At 63.4% G+C, this 18,660-nt stretch carries 15 protein-coding genes; 10 read left to right on the top strand and 5 right to left on the bottom strand.

Translation table 11 applies throughout. From position 1 onward, the window contains the following. Positions 1-80 precede the first annotated feature (80 nt). From ACX4ZE_RS07450 to ACX4ZE_RS07440, 3 genes are all read left to right on the top strand, one after another. A complete protein-coding gene (locus tag ACX4ZE_RS07450) occupies positions 81-1,748 on the top strand; it encodes an ABC transporter family substrate-binding protein (protein ID WP_480272586.1) in 1,668 nt (555 codons plus the stop codon). Further along, positions 1,745-2,407: a hypothetical protein gene (locus ACX4ZE_RS07445; protein ID WP_480272585.1), complete on the top strand. Its 663-nt coding sequence runs from the start codon at positions 1,745-1,747 to the stop codon at positions 2,405-2,407. Before ACX4ZE_RS07450 ends, ACX4ZE_RS07445 begins: the two co-directional genes overlap by 4 nt. 553 nt (positions 2,408-2,960) lie before the next feature. After that, entirely contained in the window at positions 2,961-5,258 is a 2,298-nt protein-coding gene (locus tag ACX4ZE_RS07440) for a heavy metal translocating P-type ATPase (protein ID WP_480272735.1), read from the top strand. 25 nt (positions 5,259-5,283) lie between these two features. On the opposite strand, the gene ACX4ZE_RS07435 is transcribed toward ACX4ZE_RS07440, so the two are convergent. Beyond that, positions 5,284-5,466 (bottom strand): hypothetical protein, encoded by a 183-nt coding sequence (locus tag ACX4ZE_RS07435; RefSeq protein ID WP_480272584.1) that lies wholly within the window; start codon positions 5,464-5,466, stop codon positions 5,284-5,286. Positions 5,467-5,476: 10 nt separating this feature from the next. After that, positions 5,477-6,229, bottom strand: a complete 753-nt coding sequence (locus ACX4ZE_RS07430; protein ID WP_480272583.1) for a lysophospholipid acyltransferase family protein — start codon at positions 6,227-6,229, stop codon at positions 5,477-5,479. A gap of 209 nt (positions 6,230-6,438) precedes the next feature. On the opposite strand from ACX4ZE_RS07430, the gene ACX4ZE_RS07425 reads away from it, so the two are divergent. Further along, positions 6,439-7,977 (top strand): Rieske 2Fe-2S domain-containing protein, encoded by a 1,539-nt coding sequence (locus ACX4ZE_RS07425; protein ID WP_480272582.1) that lies wholly within the window; start codon positions 6,439-6,441, stop codon positions 7,975-7,977. Positions 7,978-8,104: 127 nt separating this feature from the next. On the opposite strand, the gene ACX4ZE_RS07420 is transcribed toward ACX4ZE_RS07425, so the two are convergent. From ACX4ZE_RS07420 to serS, 3 genes are all read right to left on the bottom strand, one after another. Further along, positions 8,105-9,355: an MFS transporter gene (locus ACX4ZE_RS07420; protein ID WP_480272581.1), complete on the bottom strand. Its 1,251-nt coding sequence runs from the start codon at positions 9,353-9,355 to the stop codon at positions 8,105-8,107. Between the two features lie 145 nt (positions 9,356-9,500). Further along, positions 9,501-11,357: a putative bifunctional diguanylate cyclase/phosphodiesterase gene (locus ACX4ZE_RS07415; RefSeq protein ID WP_480272580.1), complete on the bottom strand. Its 1,857-nt coding sequence runs from the start codon at positions 11,355-11,357 to the stop codon at positions 9,501-9,503. Positions 11,358-11,455: 98 nt separating this feature from the next. Continuing rightward, positions 11,456-12,718: a serine--tRNA ligase gene (serS, locus tag ACX4ZE_RS07410; RefSeq protein ID WP_480272579.1), complete on the bottom strand. Its 1,263-nt coding sequence runs from the start codon at positions 12,716-12,718 to the stop codon at positions 11,456-11,458. Positions 12,719-12,809: 91 nt separating this feature from the next. Between serS and ACX4ZE_RS07405 the strand changes: the two genes are divergently transcribed. The 6 genes from ACX4ZE_RS07405 (at position 12,810) to ACX4ZE_RS07380 (ending at position 18,644) form a co-directional block, all read left to right on the top strand. Beyond that, a complete protein-coding gene (locus ACX4ZE_RS07405; protein WP_480272578.1) occupies positions 12,810-14,510 on the top strand; it encodes an aldehyde dehydrogenase family protein in 1,701 nt (566 codons plus the stop codon). A gap of 109 nt (positions 14,511-14,619) precedes the next feature. Further along, on the top strand, positions 14,620-15,738 hold the full coding sequence (locus ACX4ZE_RS07400; protein WP_480272577.1) for a septum formation family protein: 1,119 nt from the start codon (positions 14,620-14,622) through the stop codon (positions 15,736-15,738). Positions 15,739-15,748: 10 nt separating this feature from the next. Further along, the gene (locus ACX4ZE_RS07395) at positions 15,749-16,099 is read left to right on the top strand and encodes a metallopeptidase family protein (RefSeq protein WP_480272576.1); all 351 of its coding nucleotides are present in this window, start codon (positions 15,749-15,751) and stop codon (positions 16,097-16,099) included. Between the two features lie 164 nt (positions 16,100-16,263). Then, a complete protein-coding gene (locus ACX4ZE_RS07390; RefSeq protein ID WP_480272575.1) occupies positions 16,264-16,575 on the top strand; it encodes a PE domain-containing protein in 312 nt (103 codons plus the stop codon). A 51-nt stretch (positions 16,576-16,626) separates the two neighbouring features. Beyond that, a complete protein-coding gene (locus tag ACX4ZE_RS07385; RefSeq protein WP_480272574.1) occupies positions 16,627-17,820 on the top strand; it encodes a PPE domain-containing protein in 1,194 nt (397 codons plus the stop codon). Next, on the top strand, positions 17,817-18,644 hold the full coding sequence (locus tag ACX4ZE_RS07380; RefSeq protein WP_480272573.1) for an ESX secretion-associated protein EspG: 828 nt from the start codon (positions 17,817-17,819) through the stop codon (positions 18,642-18,644). The genes ACX4ZE_RS07385 and ACX4ZE_RS07380 overlap by 4 nt, the downstream gene beginning before the upstream one ends. Positions 18,645-18,660: the final 16 nt, after the last annotated feature.

The raw sequence follows: 18,660 nt of genomic DNA, 5'->3' as shown, positions 1-18,660 counted from the left end.
ACGCGCCCGGCCGTAATGATCCCTCGATTTATTTTCTGAGACGATGTTCAGCCCACCCTGCTGAGCGGAAAGGACCACCCGTGAGGATTCGATCTCTCGGCGCCCGGTTCGTGATCCCATGTATCGCCATCGGGCTGATCGCGTCCGGTTGCTCCGGTAACAGTGGTGTCACATCCGGAACCAGTACCATCGGCAGCACCAATGACATCAACGCGAAGGACCCTGGCGAATTACGCGAGGGCGGCAACCTCCGGTTGCAGATTTCGTCCTTTCCCGCGACATTCAATACCTGGCATGTGGACAGCGACGGCGATGCATCCGAAGTGGTGGGATGGACCATGCCGAGCGCATTCCGGTCCAATGCCGCGGGCGAGCTGAGCGTCGATCACGACTACTTCAGCGACATCCGGCTGACCGAGACGAATCCGCAGAAGGTCACCTACACCATCAACCCCAAAGCAGTCTGGTCGGATGGTAGCCCGATCACCTGGAAAGACATGGCCGCTCAGGCGAGAGCGTTGAGTGGCGCCGATAAGAACTTCCAGGTCTCATCGAACGCAGGGTTCGACCGGGTGGAGAAGGTAGAGCGCGGAGTCGATGACCGGCAGGCAATAGTCACCTTCAAGCAACACTATGCGGAGTGGAAAGGGCAGTACGGCATCCTCTATCCGAAGGCCGCGCTGGCTACCCCGCAGGCATTCAACGATCTCTATCGAAACGGCATGCCGTTGAGCGCAGGCCCGTTCATGATCAGTTCCATCGATCGGGCCCAGCAGCGGATCACGCTGAGCCGCAATCCGTTGTGGTGGGGTGACCAGCCTAAACTCGACACGGTTACCTACAACGTGCTCGACTCCTCCGCGCGGCTGGCGGCCGTGCAGAACAATGAGATCGATTCGGCGAATATCTCCGGGATCTCCGAGGTGACCACTGCGCAGAACACCCCTGGGATCAATGTTCTTCGGGCACCTTCGCCCCGCTTCTCACACTTCACCTTCAACGGCGCTCCTGGGTCCATCCTCGCCGACCCCGCACTCCGGCGCGCCATCGCGAAAGCGATCGACCGGCAAGCGATCGCGTCAGCCGTACAGCTCGGGGTGGTGGCTGATCCGAAACCCCTCAACAACCACATCTTCATGGTCGGCCAGGAAGGCTACCAAGATAACGCGGGGGTCGTAGCGTACGACCCGAAACAGGCAGCGAAAGAACTCGATGAACTGGGCTGGAAACTCAATGGTGACGTTCGCGAGAAAGACGGGCGCAAACTCGAGCTCCGTGATGTCATGTACCAGCAGGACCTGTGGGTGCAGACCGCGCAAATAGCCCAGCAGAATCTCGCTGCAGTGGGCGTCAAACTGAATATCGAGACCTATCCGGGACAGGGGCTGTTCACCGACATCATCGATCCGGGGAACTTCGACATCGCCCAGTTCAGCTGGCAGGGCGGTGTCCTTCCACTCCTGGCACTGCCACAGATCTACGCCTACGATCGGAATAGTCCGCGCTCCAACAAAGCCCGGATCGGCTCACCCGAGCTGAACGCACTGATCGAGAAGACGATCTCCGAACTTGATCCGAACAAAGCAATCGAACTCGCCAATCAAGCCGACCGAATGATCTTCGAAGAGGTCCACTCACTGCCGATCGTCCAGTCACCAGGCACCGTGGCGCAGCGCGACAACCTCGCCAACTACGGAGCGTTCGGACTGGCTTCGCCGGACTACACGAAGGTGGGCTTCCTGAAGTGAGTCTCGGATCGGGCCATCCACTGGCCTATCCACTCACCGTGACGACCGGCGCCCTCGCGGTCTGTGCCGCTTGGGCGCCGTTCGGCACGCTGGACCAGCTCGCGGCTATCACAGCCCTCACATTCGGGATCATCGGATACACCGGATACCGGCTAGGCATCGCCTGGGGTGTACTGCCGTTCTGGCGTTCGGGCTCGGCGCGCACGGTACGGGTCACCCGCATCCGCCAGGAGCACCGCCTGGCTGGGCGATCCTGGTTGCAGATCAGCGGAACAGGGCGCCCACGCTGGCTTCCGGTCTACTTCGATCCGGCACTGGCCGTTCTCACCGAGACCGAAGCGAACCTCACCGACCGGACCGCGCATATCGCCGGACAGCGGTTCTACCCTTCCGGCCGCATCCGCGACACCGAACCTCCGGGACGCCTGATCGACAATCCCAGCCGTCCAGACGCCGATGCTCCCGTCCGCACCACGCAGGCTACCCAGCTACGTCGCCGACTGCTGCTCGACGCGCAATCCACCGTCGCCGCTCCACTCGCCGCCCTTCTATGGGTATATCTCGACGGCGGCGGCCTACCCGTTTTCCTCGCCGCCACCACCATCGCCGCCGCCGCGGTGATCTGGTTTTCAGCCATTCACGGCTCCGACCCCACCTGAGTTCCGGCGTGCGACGCGTATCGCAGTCGTCGCAGAAGAACAGTTGCGTGCCACTCGGCTCCGACTGACACCGAGACCGCTCAGTCGGCCCGTGGCTTGCACTCCGCCTGATCTGATTCATTCCGCCGCCCGTGCTTCTCGTCCCGAGCGGCGGGTGTCATCGCCGCAATATGCGGCCGAACCCTTTCAGTTCGTCTTGTGCACCGGGCCACACTTGACGACTATTTACCCTAGGGGGGTATGGTAGAGAAAGAGTATCGAGAGGAAGGAGTGACCATGAGCACGGTCGCCCAGAGTTTCCGATGAATACCGCCACCAAGTTCGCCGCCCGCGGGGATGTAGTCGCCTATCGGCATATACACCCCGACCACCGACACGAAGACACACAACGAACACACTGGTCAGTACGGACCGATCGGGCACAGCTACTGATCCGCCGCAGCGCGCCGCACTGCATACCTCGACGCACCAGGCCGTCCAGAACGGAGCACTCACAGTGACCATCGCAACGCAAACGCCTGCATCCGAGCAGGTCGAGCTAGTAATCGGTGGCATGACCTGCGCGTCCTGTGCCGCTCGCATCGAAAAGAAGCTGAACAAGCTCGATGGTGTCTATGCGACAGTGAACTACGCCACCGAGAAGGCACGGATCGACATCACCGGAAACGTCTCCCCGGCCGATCTGATCGCCACTGTCGAGCAGACGGGTTACACCGCGAGGCTGCCCGCTTCGCCGCAATCACCACAGCGCCCGGCTTCCGCGAACGATCCAACCGATCCAGCCGCCGAGCTGCGCACCCGCCTACTGATCTCGCTCACCTTGTCGGCACCGGTGATCGCCATGGCGATGATCCCGGCCCTGCAGTTCACCAATTGGCAGTGGCTTTCGCTGACCCTCGCCGCACCAGTGGTGGTATGGGGTGCGCTGCCGTTCCACCGCGCGGCATGGACCAACCTGCGGCACGGTACCGCGACCATGGACACCTTGGTATCCATCGGAACACTCTCGGCACTGGGCTGGTCACTATACGCGCTGTTCTTGGGCACGGCGGGGACTCCTGGCATGACCCATCCGTTCGAGTTCACCATCTCGAGGACGAATGGCACCGGCAACATCTACCTGGAGGCGGCGGCAGGCGTGACCACGTTCATCCTGGCCGGGCACTTCTTCGAAGCACGCGCCAAACGCCGTGCCGGCGCGGCACTGCGCGCCTTACTCGAACTAGGCGCCAAAGAAGTCTCCGTGTTACGCCGTGCGAACGACGTGCCCATAGGAGGCAGCACGCGCGACCACGAAGAATACCGAGAGCACGACGATAACCGCAGCCGTGTGCACAGCAATAGCCATGACGAGGTCGAACAGCGGATTCCGGTGGAACAGCTGACTGTTGGTGATCGATTCGTCGTTCGCCCTGGTGAGAAGATCGCCACCGACGGCGTTGTAGTGGCGGGGTCATCGGCTGTCGACGCCTCGATGCTCACCGGAGAATCGGTACCGGTGGAGGTCGGCCCGGATGACACCGTGGTCGGTGCGACAGTGAACATCAGCGGACGGATCGTGGTGCGCGCCGTCCGGATCGGATCGGATACTCAGCTGGCGCAGATGGCAGAGCTGGTCGAAGCGGCGCAGACCGGCAAAGCGCGGGCACAGCGACTGGCCGATAAGATCTCCGGGATCTTCGTGCCGATCGTGATCGCACTGTCGGTCGCGACACTCGGCTTCTGGCTCGTTACTGGTGGGTCCGTGGCCGCGGCGTTCACCGCCGCGGTGGCTGTGCTGATCATTGCCTGCCCGTGCGCGCTCGGACTCGCCACACCGACCGCACTGATGGTCGGCACCGGACGTGGCGCACAACTGGGCATCCTGATCAAGGGGCCCGAGGTGCTGGAATCGACGCGTCGGGTGGACACTGTGGTGCTGGACAAAACCGGCACTGTTACCGCAGGCCGGATGACCCTACTCGACGTCGTCGCGGCCACCGATGAGCAGGTCTCTCGGATTCTGGAACTGGCAGGTGCGCTGGAGAATTCGTCCGAGCACCCGATCGCGCAGGCCATTGCTAAAGGTGCCAGGGCACGGGTGGGCGAACTGAAGCCGGTCGAAGGCTTCACGAATATCGCGGGCCTCGGTGTCCAAGGCGTGGTAGACGGACACGCGGTACTGGTCGGCAGGGCCCGGCTGCTGACCGACTGGTCGCAGCATCTGGACGAGAACTTGGCGCAGGCAATGCGCACAGCTGAGGCCGAGGGCAAGACCGCCGTCGCGGTGGGCTGGGATGGCAAGGCCCGCGGCGTGCTCGTGGTCGCCGATGCGGTGAAACCGACCTCCGCCACGGCGGTTGCCCAACTACGCGCGCTCGGCCTCACCCCGATCATGCTGACCGGTGACAACCGAGCGGCCGCTGAAACAATCGCTGCCCAGGTGGGCATCGACGAGGTAATCGCCGAGGTACTGCCACAGGACAAGGCGAACACCATAAAGCGGTTACAGGCCGAAGGAAAGGTGGTCGCCATGGTGGGCGACGGGGTGAACGACGCCGCGGCGCTGGCTCAGGCCGACCTGGGGCTAGCTATGGGCACCGGCACCGACGTTGCTATCGAGGCGAGCGATCTGACCCTGGTCCGCGGCGATCTACGGGCAGCGACGGACGCGATCCGGCTGTCCCGCCGGACACTCGCAACCATCAAGGGCAATCTGTTCTGGGCCTTCGCCTACAACACGGCCGCAATACCGCTGGCCATGGCAGGCTTGCTGAATCCGATGCTCGCCGGTGCGGCGATGGCGTTCTCCTCGGTCTTCGTGGTCAGCAACAGCCTACGACTGCGCGGCTTCCGCTCCACGGCGCAGTAGCCGCGACCGGATAATCCCATACTGCTCAGCAGGCTTCGACGCGGCGTCTAGCAGCGCTTTTGCGATCCTTGGCTTCCTCCCGTTCCAGGACGGCGGCAGCAGCCGGAGTCGGTGCGGCGCCGCCCGAACGCGCAGGAAGCCAACGGGCGCCCGCTGGTATCGGGAAGTTCTGCTGGGCGCGGTCGAGGAGATCCCCCTCGCGCGCCATCGGGTTTCCGTTATCGGCCCGGAGCGTTCTTGCTGCGCTCGGCCTTGGCCTCCGCCTCGGCGGCATCCATCGCGTCCGCCTCCTCCAGGGTAGGGGCGCTGCCGCCGAGCCGAGCTGGAACCCAGTATGCGCCTGGCTCGTGCGCATAGTCCTTCTGCAAGTCCAGCAACATTCCCTGCATCCTGGAGCGGAACTCGGCGGTGAGCTCGGCAGCCGATTCCACCGGCTGGATGGGTTCACCGACAGCGATCGAGATCGGCGTATTAGTGCGGCCGAGCCGCTTCGGGAAGCCCTTGGTCCAGACACGTTGCGCACCCCAGATGACAATCGGGATGATGGGGACATCGGCCTCGATAGCCATACGCGCCGCGCCAGACTTGAACTCTTTGATCTCGAAGCTGCGACTGATCGTCGCCTCGGGATATACCCCGACCAGTTCACCGCGGCGCAAATACTCCACTGCGGCCCGATAGGAGTCTGCGCCCGCCGAACGATCCACCGGAATGTGCCCAAGTGCTCGCATGATCGGGCCGGAGATCTTGTTGTCGAAGACCTCTTTCTTGGCCATGAACCGGATATAGCGTTTCGGCGTGCGCACTGGCAGGCCCGCGTAGGTGAAATCCATATAGCCGGTGTGGTTCACCGCCAGCACGGCACCACCTCGCGCTGGGATGTGCTCGGCGCCGACGATAGTGAACTTCAGACCTTGGATGAAGAAGACGGTACGGGCCAGCCCGATGATCGTCCGATAGACGGGTTCCACAAGTCCACTAGCCTAGTCGCTACCCACCTCGTCGGTAGTGCACTGCCCGCACTTGCCGTGTCGGAGCTGCGTCAGAGCAAGGCCGCACGAGTGACCCGCCCACGTGCCTGCTGGGAACAAACGACAGAATCAGAACGCGGCTACTGCGTCGGCGAGGCATCGCCGCGACTACTACTCTGGGTAGCTGATATCGGCAGGAGGAGCAGCTAGTGCAGATCACCAGCGTCGGACACGCCGGATTCCACATCCGCACCGCGGCCGGGGCGATCCTTTGTGATCCGTGGGTGAACCCCGCGTACTTCGGTTCTTGGTTTCCTTTTCCCGACAACACCCAGCTGAACTGGGAAGAGCTGGGCGCGTGCGACTTCCTGTATGTCTCACACCTGCATCGCGACCATTTCGACGCCAAGCTGCTGGCGCAGTACGTCAACAAGGACGCGACTGTGCTTCTGCCGGACTACCCCGTACCCGACCTGCGTCGGGAGCTGGAGAATCTGGGCTTTCACACGTTCTTCGAAACCGCGAACTCAGTCAAACACACAGTGTCCGGGCCCAATGGCGATCTGGACATCATGATCATCGCTTTGCGCGCGCCCGCCGATGGTCCGATCGGCGACTCCGGGCTGGTCGTCTCCGATGGCGAGACCACCTGCTTCAACATGAATGACGCCCGGCCTGTGGAGATGGATGTGCTGCATCAGCAGTTCGGCCGCATCGATATCCACTTGCTGCAGTACTCCGGCGCGATCTGGTACCCGATGGTCTACGACATCCCGGTACGCACCAAGGCCAATTTCGGCAAGCAGAAACGCCAGCGCGGCATGGACCGGGCGCGCAGCTACATCGAGCAGGTCGGCGCGACCTGGGTAGTCCCCTCAGCAGGTCCGCCGGTGTTCTTGGACGATGAGCTGCGTTACCTCAACGACGATCGTGGTGAAGAAGGCAACATCTTCCCGGATCAGCGGGTGTTCCTGGAGCAGATGAACAGTCATGGCCATACAGGCGGAGTCCTGATGATCCCCGGCTCCGTCGCCGATATACGCGGATCCGAACTGACGCTCAGCCACCCGAGCGACCCCGCCGAGATCTATGACGACAAGGCCGGCTACATCGAACAGATGGCACAGCGGCTCGCACCGGTGCTGGCGGCCGAGAAAGCGACCTGGGCTACCGGCGGAGGCGCGCTACTCGAGCCGCTACAGGAGTTGTTCGAGCCGATCATGGCGCAGAGCGATCTCATCTGCGATGGCATCGGCTACCCGGTCGCCCTGGTAATCGGCGAGGAAACCGTGGTGCTCGACTTCCCCAAGCGCGCGGTGCGTGAGCCCATCGCTGGCGAGGGCCGATACCGCTACGGTTTCCGCATAGCGCCGGAACTGGTGCGCACGGTACTGCGCGACCAAGAGCCGGACTGGGTGAACACCATCTTCCTGTCCACGCGCTTCCAAACTTGGCGTATCGGCGGGTACAACGAATTCCTCTACACGTTCTTCAAGTGCCTTACCGATGAACGGATCACCTATGCCGACGGATGGTTCGCCGAGGCGCACGACGATTCCACGTCCACCGAACTAAACGGTTGGGAGGTGCAGCGGCGCTGCCCGCATCTGAAAGCGGACCTGTCCAAGTTCGGCGTAGTGGAGGAAACCACCCTCACCTGCAACCTGCACGGCTGGCAGTGGGACCTGGAGTCCGGTCGGTGTAAAACTTCCAAAGGGCATGAATTACGTTCTCGCAAGCTGAGCTGAGCTGCGAACGAGCCGTACAGCGAAAGCATCACAGCAGACACCGCACGCAAACACCCCCACACTACTGAGATCACCTCGCGCAGCTCGGCGACAACGGCCTACCGAGGGCCACATCAGCGGTACGGGGTTACTCATCGGACTGACGACCGGCGGGTAGCCAACGAGACGTGGGCATGGCCAAAGCGAGCACGGCGATCCCGAGCAGGACCAGGAGTGTGGAGATCGACCACCACATGGTCACCAGCGCGGCGAATCCGAAGACCACTAGCGAGACCAACTCGCTGAGCAGACCGGATACCGAGGTCACTGTGGCGCGTGCAGGGCCGACGATAGCGTCCTGGAGGCGAGCTTCGGCAACCACCAACGCATTGTGGACAATCCCATAAGAAGCACCGATCGCCGTGAAGCCGAGGCAAGCCAGCAGATACCCGACATCGGGACGACGCGCCGCGATACCGGAAATCAGCGCACCAGCAAGGAGAAAGACGCCCGCCGCCGCTATCGCGATCGCCATTGTCCGGCCCGACATGCCCTCGGTCCGTCCGGCCGATACCGAACCGGCGAGCGAACCGAGGACAGTGAGGCCAACCAGCAATGGCACCACCACAGTCGAAATTCTCGCTTCCCGCGCAAGTAACGCGAAATACTCGTCGAATGCGGTGATGCCGAACAGCAAGGACGTCAGTAACACGCCATAACGCACCGTCCGGGTCCGGATCGCCTCTGCCACACCAGCTCGCAACATGCCGAGATATCGCGTAACCAGCCGCGGCGGGCTCGCGATCGCAGTCTCCACATATGCGAAATCCGCCGTGTCTTCGAAATCCGCCATGTCCTCCGTGGACAACGCCTTCGGCGCGTTGGGCAGCGATACAGCCAACGCCGCATGCAAAGCGGCGATCGCGATACTGGACCAGCTGACCCACGCGTAGCCGCCGAAGTGATACAACGGGGTCGCGACGACAATGGCGATGACGACAGCCGCTTCCGCTCCCGCTCGGGTGTAACCGAGAATGCGCGGATAAGCGGCAGACTCGCCGCGCGCAACGAGCGCGTCGTAGAGCAGCGCCTCGAATGTTCCCGAGGCCAAAGCACCTCCCACGCCCCACAGCACGAAACCGGCGGCGAACCCGCCGAAAGAAGGCGCCACTGTCCACAGCGTGAAAGCCGCAGTAAGCAACACACCGCTCAGCACAAGCAACCCGCGCCGGGATACCGTGTCGGCCCATGCGCCGGAAGGCACCTCGAGCAGGAACGAAGTCGCCGACCAGATCGCGAACAGTGCGGAGATCTGCCCCATGCTCATGCCGTGCTCGGCGAACAGCAGGGAATACAGCGCGTAGAGGGGAATCAGTTCGCCCACGCTCTTGAAGAGCACAACCCGAAGCGTCAGTGCACGCAGACTGAGCGAAGAGACATCATCTGCCGGCCGGGTGCGCAGCGCTGCGACAAGTCAATGACCGTAGCTGAATATGCGCATGACGCTCATCATGGATATCGGCGCACCGCGTCGTCAAGTGTATTTATGTCAACGGCACCCAGCCGTTGGCCGGCACCGAGTCCCCGTCCTCCAGCTTCTTGTGCAAGGCGTCGGCCCCGCCCTGGTTGTCTTCGAAATCGCCGATCAGCTCGGAGACCGGATGTGATTCGCTGTAGTGGTACCCCTGCGCGAGCGCGAAGCCCAGCTCGGTGAGCACAGCGGCCTGGTATTCGGTCTCCACTCCCTCGGCGACCACCTGCAGGTCCAGCGCACTGGATAGAGCGGCAATCACTCCGAGTAGCGGCGGTGCGGGCGAGCCCGAGCGGATCGCGGCGACGAAGGACTGGTCGACTTTGATTATATCGCTGGGAAGCGTAGCCAGCCTGCTCAATGAAGAGTATCCGGTACCGAAGTCGTCTATAGCGATGCGGACTCCACGCTCTCGCAAGGTGTGCAGATTAGCGATCGCCATCTGCGACTCGGCAGCCAGTTCGCTCTCGGTCACTTCGAGCACGAGCTGATCAGTGGGCCATCCGGTGTCTGCGAGAATTCTCGCTACTCGGTCGGCGTAGCCCGCCTCGGCCAATTCGAGTCCACTCACGTTCACATGCAAGGTCAGGTCCAGCTCGACGAAGGACTCTTGCAGTCGAGCGGCGTCCTTGCAGGCCCGGCGTAGCACCAGCTCGTCCAGGTCAGCGATGAGATCGTACTCCTCGGCGACACGGATCAGTCCCTCGGTGGTGATATCCGGCTGCGCATTGGACGACCAGCGCAGCAGCGCCTCCACGCCGACCGCCTTGCCGCCCCCCTCGGTCAGGCTGACAATCGGCTGGTAGTGCACATCGAGCGCGCCGCAATCGATCGCCTCGCGCAGCTCCACCGCCAGCGGCAGTTGCCGGGAGGACTCCAGCACCGTGCGGTTACGTCCGGCCTGCTTGGCTCGGTAAAGGCCGACATCGGCACGGCTGACCAGCAGCGAACCGGATTCGCCTGGCTGCCAAGAGGTCACCCCAGCAGAACAGGCGGTCGTCACCGCTGCGCGCAGCTGTTCGGTGAACAGGATCGCAGCCTGCTCAGTGGTATCCGGCAGCAGCAAGACGAACGCGTCACCGCCATAGCGGGCCAGGTGCTGATCATCGGCCAGGAGTTTCGACCAGGTATCGGCCACCCGCTGCAGGACGGCATCGCCGGCCCGGTGGCCGAGATGGTCATTGATTTTCTGGAACCGATCCAGATCGACCAGTACCAGCGCGAGCCCTCGCCCGGTCCTGGTCGCCTGTTTGATCGCAATGTTGAGCGTTCGATCGAAACCGCGGCGGTTGAGCAGACCGGTGAGCACATCAGTGTCGGCCTCGGCCGCCATCCGGGTCAGTATGCCGACGATAACGCCGACACAGGCAGTCACTCCCGCCGGAATCAAGCCCGACCACCACGGCAACCCCGGTGTCACCGGCCGCGCTGGCAACACCCACAAGCAGAGCAGCAGCGCGACCCCGGTCTGCGCCGTCGCCTGCGGCCAAGCGAGGAACAATGCCGCATCGCACGCGATGAACACATAGAACGCCGCGAGACCGACCGCCCCCACCGTGTTGGGGAACGCGTACACCGAAATGGTCACCAATATCGTCGCAGTCACGATGTAGAGGTGGTGGATCGAATGCGGCAGACGCGACCCCCATGCCGGCAGTGTGAGACCGAGCACCAGCGCTGTGGCCGCCACCCCGCCGACCAAAGGCCTATTACCCTCCGTACCAGGGACGATCACAGTGATCAATAGGCCGAGAACCCCGCCTATGATGTAGAAAGCCCCAGTTGTCCGAGCCACGACCGTAGCTGTCGCCAGCGCAGACGCGGCCCGCACCCGGGTTCGGGTATCGCCGCGAGACCCGATTCCTCGCACGGGAACAGCCTAGACACAGAAAGGCCCGCTGGCTGCCACATCACCAGAATCCGGTATGGCGAGTCAGCCCCGATACGCCGGAAATCCTCCGCGGATAGTCAGTTCGGCGGTCGTAACACGTCAATTCCAACAAATGGGACCAGCGCCTGTGGAACTCGGACCGACCCATCGGTTTGCTGATGGTTCTCCAGGATCGCCACAATCCAACGAGTAGTCGCCAATGTACCGTTCAAGGTAGCAGTGATCTGGGATTTTCCATTCTCGTCGCGGTAACGCACGGCGAGACGCCGAGCCTGGAAGGTGGTGCAGTTGGAGGTAGAGGTGAGTTCCCGATAAGCCCGCTGCGTAGGCACCCATGCCTCGCAGTCGAATTTACGCGCAGCCGAGCTGCCCAGGTCACCGGTCGCGACATCGATCACCCGATAAGGCACCTCGATAGCGGCGAGCATGTCCTGCTCCCAACCGAGTAACCGCTGATGCTCGGCGTCGGCCTGATCCGGGGTGGTGAAGACGAACATCTCCACCTTGTCGAACTGGTGCACCCGGATAATGCCACGGGTGTCCTTGCCGTAGCTGCCTGCCTCTCTGCGGAAACACGATGACCAGCCCACATATCGCTTGGGACCGGCGCTGAGATCGATGATCTCGTCCGAGTGGTAGCCCGCCAGTGGAACTTCAGAGGTACCGACGAGGTAGAGATCGTCCTCGGCGAGGCGGTAGACCTCAGCGGCGTGCTTACCGAGAAACCCGGTGCCCGCCATGATCTCCGGGCGCACCAGCACCGGCGGGATCATCATGGTGAACCCGCTGGCCACGGCCTTCTGCGCGGCCAGCTGCAACAGCCCCAGCTGCAACAGCGCGCCGTATCCGGTGAGAAAGTAGAATCGGGAGCCGGAAACTTTCGCGCCGCGCTCCATATCGATCAGGCCGAGCGACTCGCCGAGCTCCAAATGGTCTCTCGGCTCGAAGTCGAATTCCCTCGGTGTGCCGACAGTGCGCAGGATGGTGTAGTCCTCCTCGCCACCGACAGGCGCGCCCTCTTGCACCACGTTCGAGAGAGCGCGGTGCGCGGCATCCAGATCGGCGTCGGCGGCATGCTGCGCGGTTTCGGCCTCCTTGACCTTGACCGACATCTCGGCCGCCTGCGTGAGCAGTGCGGTCCGCTCCTCCTTGCCTGCTTTCCCGATCAGCTTGCCCATCGCCTTGTGCTCGGCACGCAACGTGTCCGCAGTGGCCACTGCGGCACGCCGGGCCGCGTCCGCCTCTAGCAGAGCGTCGACAAGAGCGGGATCTTCGCCGCGAGCACGCTGCGAAGCGCGGACCGCGTCGGGGTGGTCCCGCAGGAATCGGAGGTCGATCATGGGCCACCAGCCTAGTGGTCGGCGAATTGCCCTTCACGCTGATATCCCAGGACAGGCTCTATCGGCGGCGGTTTGCGCGCATAGTTAATTCATGCACAGCACTTTTGACGAGACAGCCATCGACGACGCATTGGCAGACCTCAGTACAGGCGAGAAGGCGTGGGCTGCGACACCGCTGCGCCGCCGCCGCGAATTACTCGACGAAATCCATTCCCGCGCCGGCCGCTTCGCCGAGGACTGGGTACGGACCGCATGTGCTATCAAGGACCTCCCAGCGGACTCGCCTTTGGCAGGCGAGGAATGGCTATCCGGCCCGGTCGCCCTCCTGCAGGCCACGGCGGCGCTCTCGACGACCCTTGCCGCGCTGGACAGCGGCCACAGTCCGCTGGCAGGCGTCACTCTGACGGAAGCACCGGGTGGGCGGATCGCGGTGCCGATCCTACCGTTCAGCAACTACGACCGGATGCTGCTGCACGGTTTCCGCGGCGAGGTGTGGCTCCGCCCCGGTATCGACGCTGACACAGCACATAAGCGGGCCGGACTCGCCCAGCGGGATCCTGCCCACACCGGCGGCATCGGCGCTGTACTCGGCGCGGGCAACATCACCTCGATTCCGCTGTTGGACACGCTCTACGAGCTGTACGCGCACAACCGCGTGGTCGCGCTGAAGCTCAATCCGATCACCGATCCGCTGTTCACCGTGTTCGAGATGGTGTTCGAGCCGCTACTCGCACTCGGCGTGCTACGCATCATGACTGGCGATGCCCAACAAGGCAGCTATCTGGTACACCATCGAAACGTCGCGCATGTGCACATGACCGGCAGTGCGCACACCCACGACGCGATCGTGTGGGGGCCAGGCCAGGAGGGCTTGGCACGGAAGAAAGACAACCGGCCGCTGCTGGACAAGCCGATCACCAGCGAGCTCGGCGGCGTCTCGCCGACCATTGTGGTACCTGGTGCCTGGTCGGACGCCGATCTGCGCTATCAGGCCGAGCACGTGGCGACCCACCGGCTACACAATGGCGGCTACAACTGCGTGGCGGCCCAGGTGGTGGTGCTCAGCGCGGACTGGGACCGCAAGCACAAATTCTGCGCCGAGCTGCGGCGTGCCCTGGAAAGGGCACCGCACCGCACGGCGTACTACCCGGGCAGCGATGCGCGCGTCGCTACCGCGCTGGCGGCGTATCCGCAGGCCGAGCGCCTCGACGAGGGCCGGGTATTGATCGAGCGACTACCACGCACCGACACCCCGCTGCTGAATACCGAATATTTCGCTCCGGTGCTGGGCGTGGTGGAACTCCCCGCTACCGGCGGAGAGTTCCTGCAGCGCGCGGTGGACTTCGCGAACACCGAGCTGACCGGAACTCTCGGCGCGAACGTGCTGGCATCGCCCACGACCATACGCAGACTCGGCATCGCCTTCGACCGCGCGATCGAGCGGCTGCGCTATGGCACGATCGCCGTGAACACCTGGACCGGGCTTGCCTTTCTCGCACCGCGCGCCATCTGGGGCGCCTTCCCCGGACATACCTTGGACGACGTGCAGAGCGGAATCGGTGTAGTACACAATGCCCTGCTGCTGGACGACGTGGAACGCACGGTGGTGCGCGGCCCCTTCCGGCCTACACCACGCTCCCTGCCGGGCGGTGAATTCGCCCTCTCACCGAAACCACCATGGTTCGTCGACAACTCCACCGCCGCGAGCACCGCACGCAGGCTGACCGAGTTCTACGCGAACCCCAACCCCGCCAAACTGCCCGGCATCCTCCTATCGGCACTGCGCGGCTGACTATCGGCACTGCGCGGCTGAGCTAGTGTGCGGAGCCGACGCGCGCGGATTGCCGCCCGATCGACCGGGTCGTGGCACCACGGCACAGTCACTGCCATGATGGACCGCGATGCCCACCGAACATCCGTCCCCGTCTCCCCGCGCGCCCAGGCGCGGCGCGTCGTCGCGCGCCGCCACGCTACGCCGCTCGGTCAGCTCGGTCGATCTGCATCTGTCGGCGCCCACCGTGCGCTGGGGCTTGATCGCGGTGGCTACCGGCGCGGTGATAGCGGCCCTGACGACCTTGTCTTTGACCGGGTTCGACCACAAGAAGAGCCTGGAAGCACACCCTCCCAATGCACCAGCACAGCTCGTGCTGGACAAGGAACTCAGCACCGCGACCAAAGGCGACTGCCTGACCTGGAGCAAGCCCGACCGATCCGATCTGGTCGAGGTGAATTGCTCGAACGAACATAAGTTCGAGGTCGCAGACGAAATCGACCTGAGCAAGTATCCAGGCAAAGAGTTCGGTCCGGGATCACGGAAGCCGGATATGCTGCGGGCCACCGAGTTGATGAAAGAGCACTGTGTGCCCGCAGTGCGGAAGTACCTGAACGGTCGCTTCGATCCGCATGGCAAGTACCTCGTTCAGCTGATGTACCCCAGTCAAGAGGCCTGGAAGCACGGCGACCGCATGCTACATTGCGGGCTGCAGGCCGCAGCCAAGGCAGGCACCATCCCTCTTACGAAGGGCAGCGCCACCGAGCAAGACCAGTCCAAGGTATACGAGCCGGGTGTCTGCCTCGGCATCAATCAGAACCTGCCTACCAATCCGGTGGACTGCGCACAGCCGCACGCCGTGGAGATCGTCTCCACCATCGACCTCGGTACCCGTTTCGCGAGCGCCCCGCCTCCGGAAAAGGAACAAAACAAGTTCATGAACGACGAGTGCACTCGCACCGCGGCGGACTACCTCGGCAGCCCAGACGCGATCCGCGACAAGACGCTGACGATGTTCTTCGACTACATCGACGCTCGCAGCTGGATGGCAGGCAGCCACAAACTGAATTGCATGGTCGGTAAGGGCACCGTCGGGGAAGGCTTCGCGCCGATCGTCGGCTCGGCAAAGGGCGACATCCTGATCGACGGCCAGGCTCCGGTACCACCCCCCAAGGACGGGCGCTCCACGCCTGCACCGCTTCCCGGCGCCGCGCCACTGCCCCCTCAGCCCGCACCGCGGCCGAGATAGCCGAGCAGCGATGCCCGTCTCGATGTCCACCGACCGATTCGAGGAATTGGTCGGCGAAGCACTTGATCTCATCCCACCGGAACTGACTCGCGCGATCGACAACGTGGTCGTGTTGATCGAGTCGCGTAATCCAGAGGATCCGCACCTACTCGGGCTCTATCACGGCATCGCGCTCACTGAACGTGACAGCCATTACGGCGGAGCGCTTCCCGATACCGTGACGATATATCGCGACACGATCCTCGATATCTGCACCGACGAGACCGAGGTCGTCGAAGAGGTGGCGATCACCGTAATCCATGAGATCGCACACTATTTCGGAATCGACGATGAGCGCCTGCATCAGCTGGGCTGGGGCTAGCCCGGCCGGATCGTATTGCGTATACCACGCTGTCAGTGTGTAATCAGCGGGGAGATCGAAGAAGTTGGGGATTCGATGGAACCGATCGCGTTGCTGTCGCGTCCTATCACTCGAAGGGGGAATTCTCGTGGTTCCGCCGCAAAACCACTAGAAGGAGTCGAGTCATGGTTGGACATGTACTGATCACATCGGAAGCCATTCTCGCCGCCGCGGCCGAGCTCGACCTCGTCGCCGAACGACTGGCCGCCGCCGCGGCGGTAACTGCACCCGCGACCCATGTGCTTCCTTCTGGCTCGGAGGAGGTCTCACTCCTCAGCGCGAATCATTTGAACCAGGGGGCGATCTCCCACGACCGCACTATCGCACAAGCCATCGTGGAGTGCCACCACGCCGCGGCGACGCTGCGCACACAACTGGCCCACTATGTCTCCGGTGATGCAGTGCGCGCCGCAGGCATCAACGCTATCCAGGTGTAGATCCGCCACCTGAAACCTGTCAGCAATACTTATCCAGGGGAGAAAACGAACATGGTTGCAGGAATCACCGGGGTGATATGGGCCGCCCGGACAGCGGAAGTCAATTCGGCCACTCTCCATGCCGGCGCGCATGCGATTCCGATCTCGGCTGCCGCCACCGCATGGGGTGGGTTCACCGCCACCTGGGTCGACGCGACAGCGACCATCGCCAGAGTGATGGCCGAGCTCGGTATCGGTATGCAAGGTGTCAACGGTATCGCCGCGCTGAGCAAACTCGCGGATTTCCTCGGCTGGTCCGAACAACAAGGCGTCCAAGCCGCCGCGATGAGTGCGAAGGCGTCGGCGAACGCCACCGCGTACAACGTTGCCGCGTTGGCGATGCCGAGCCCGCCCGAAATCGCGGCTGTCAATGCCGCCTTGGCCGCATCGGCCAACCCGCCAGGGGTGCTGTCCGGTGCCTTCGAAGCAGCGGAAGTGGCCAGGCACCTCATGGACATTCGCGCCGCGATGGTCATGGAGACCTACGAAGCGGCAGCGAGCGCTATGGTCGCGACCCCGGCCGAGTTCACGATGCCGCCGTCGATCGCCGTCGGCGCGGGAACAGCCGAACCCACGCCGACGGCGGAAACAAGAACCGAGGTCCCCGTCGACCCGATCCGGGCCGCCATCGCCGCCACACAGGCATTCTCGAGCAATCCCGGTATCGCCAACGCCGCCACTCAGGCTGCCCAGGCGGTCGGCGCCATCGCCACCACTGGTGCTTCCACGGTCGGAAATGTCGCGGGTAGCGCCATCACGGCGGTGACCGGCACCACCGCTCCCCCCACGATGTCCGGTACGGCTCCGATGGCGATGGGCGCCGGTATGGCCACCGCCACCGCCAGTGGCAGCGGTGGCGGTGGCGGTGCGACCCGAACAGTGTCGTTCTCCGGTATCGGATCTTCGGCGGGTACTGGCAGCGGCTCTCTGAAGCTTCCCGATGGCTGGGGCATGGGCAGCACGATCGGTGGCAGTTCCGCACCGATGCAGGAAACCGCCATGGCCGACAGGTCCAGTACGACGCCAGTCCGAGTAGCACACGGGGGTAGCGGAAATCCTTTATGGGGAAGGCAAATACGCAGTATCGAGGAGGATGGGACCGAGCACACCGGCCCGGACTATCTGCGGTCCGACGAGCACTTCAACGATGGCAGACTCACCGCCGACGGAGTTATCGGCGGGGATCTCGACAGGACGACTGAGTGACGGTGCTCGGCGCGGGCCGCGGCCCATCGACTCTGGAATCGGTCACCCTGTCGCTCGACGAGATGCAATATCTCGTGGAGAAACTGGAGATCGAGGTCCCGGTAGTGTTGAACGCCAGAGGTCGCTACGACAACCTGGCCGATCACCGCGCAGCGATGGCCGCGGCCGCCGAATCCCTGGCTCAGCGGGAGCTACTCGATGACAACGCGGTGCATCGCGATCTGGAGAATCGACTGCGTGCGCTGAACCGGCCACACTGGATCATCGCCCTGCGGTTGATAGTCGATGGATACGTAAGCCGATTCTGTCTGGCCAAAGGTGTCGACCTCTCGGTCGTCGCTCTTCGCGGGCAGGATTCCTATGTCATCGATGAGGCGGGAAACGATCTGCCCGGCACGGTGATCGCGGCACTGGGCTATGCCGAGCCGCTCGAGCTCTACGGTTTGAACGCTCCGACCGAGCAGCTCGCCGCGATATTCGGTGATACCGGCGACACCGCGGCCACCGCGAAACGGCTGACGCAGGTGGGCAACCCGACACATGATGCGAAGACGCTGGCTTCGGCCCTGGTAGAGATCCACTCGTATGCCGAGATCATCGGCGTGGTGTACGGGGACGGCACCAGAGACACGACCGACAATCACATCGCCGTATTCGATACGCGTGCAGGTAGGTTGCTGGCAACTGCGAGCAAATCCGACGACGGCACGAAATGGACCTCGCTGAGCAGCGGAACCTCGACACGCCTGCGAACGGCGCTGCAGGATCTCATCACCGCATTACCCGAACGCGAGGATTTTCCACGAAATCCGCAACTCTCCTGAGCATGGCTGTCGAGCG

The sequence above is a fragment of the Nocardia sp. TBRC8007 genome (assembly GCF_056629435.1).
Note: the sequence above shows the minus strand (reverse complement) of the source record. Positions and strands in the feature narration are given on the sequence as shown.

Coding starts and splice junctions, on each gene's coding strand:
- ACX4ZE_RS07440 (WP_480272735.1), top strand. CDS start 2,961: ATGACCTGCGCGTCCTGTGCCGCTCGCATCGAAAAGAAGCTGAACAAG.
- ACX4ZE_RS07435 (WP_480272584.1), bottom strand. CDS start 5,466: ATGGCGCGCGAGGGGGATCTCCTCGACCGCGCCCAGCAGAACTTCCCG.
- serS (WP_480272579.1), bottom strand. CDS start 12,718: ATGATCGACCTCCGATTCCTGCGGGACCACCCCGACGCGGTCCGCGCT.
- ACX4ZE_RS07405 (WP_480272578.1), top strand. CDS start 12,810: ATGCACAGCACTTTTGACGAGACAGCCATCGACGACGCATTGGCAGAC.
- ACX4ZE_RS07400 (WP_480272577.1), top strand. CDS start 14,620: ATGCCCACCGAACATCCGTCCCCGTCTCCCCGCGCGCCCAGGCGCGGC.
- ACX4ZE_RS07395 (WP_480272576.1), top strand. CDS start 15,749: ATGCCCGTCTCGATGTCCACCGACCGATTCGAGGAATTGGTCGGCGAA.
- ACX4ZE_RS07390 (WP_480272575.1), top strand. CDS start 16,264: ATGGTTGGACATGTACTGATCACATCGGAAGCCATTCTCGCCGCCGCG.
- ACX4ZE_RS07385 (WP_480272574.1), top strand. CDS start 16,627: ATGGTTGCAGGAATCACCGGGGTGATATGGGCCGCCCGGACAGCGGAA.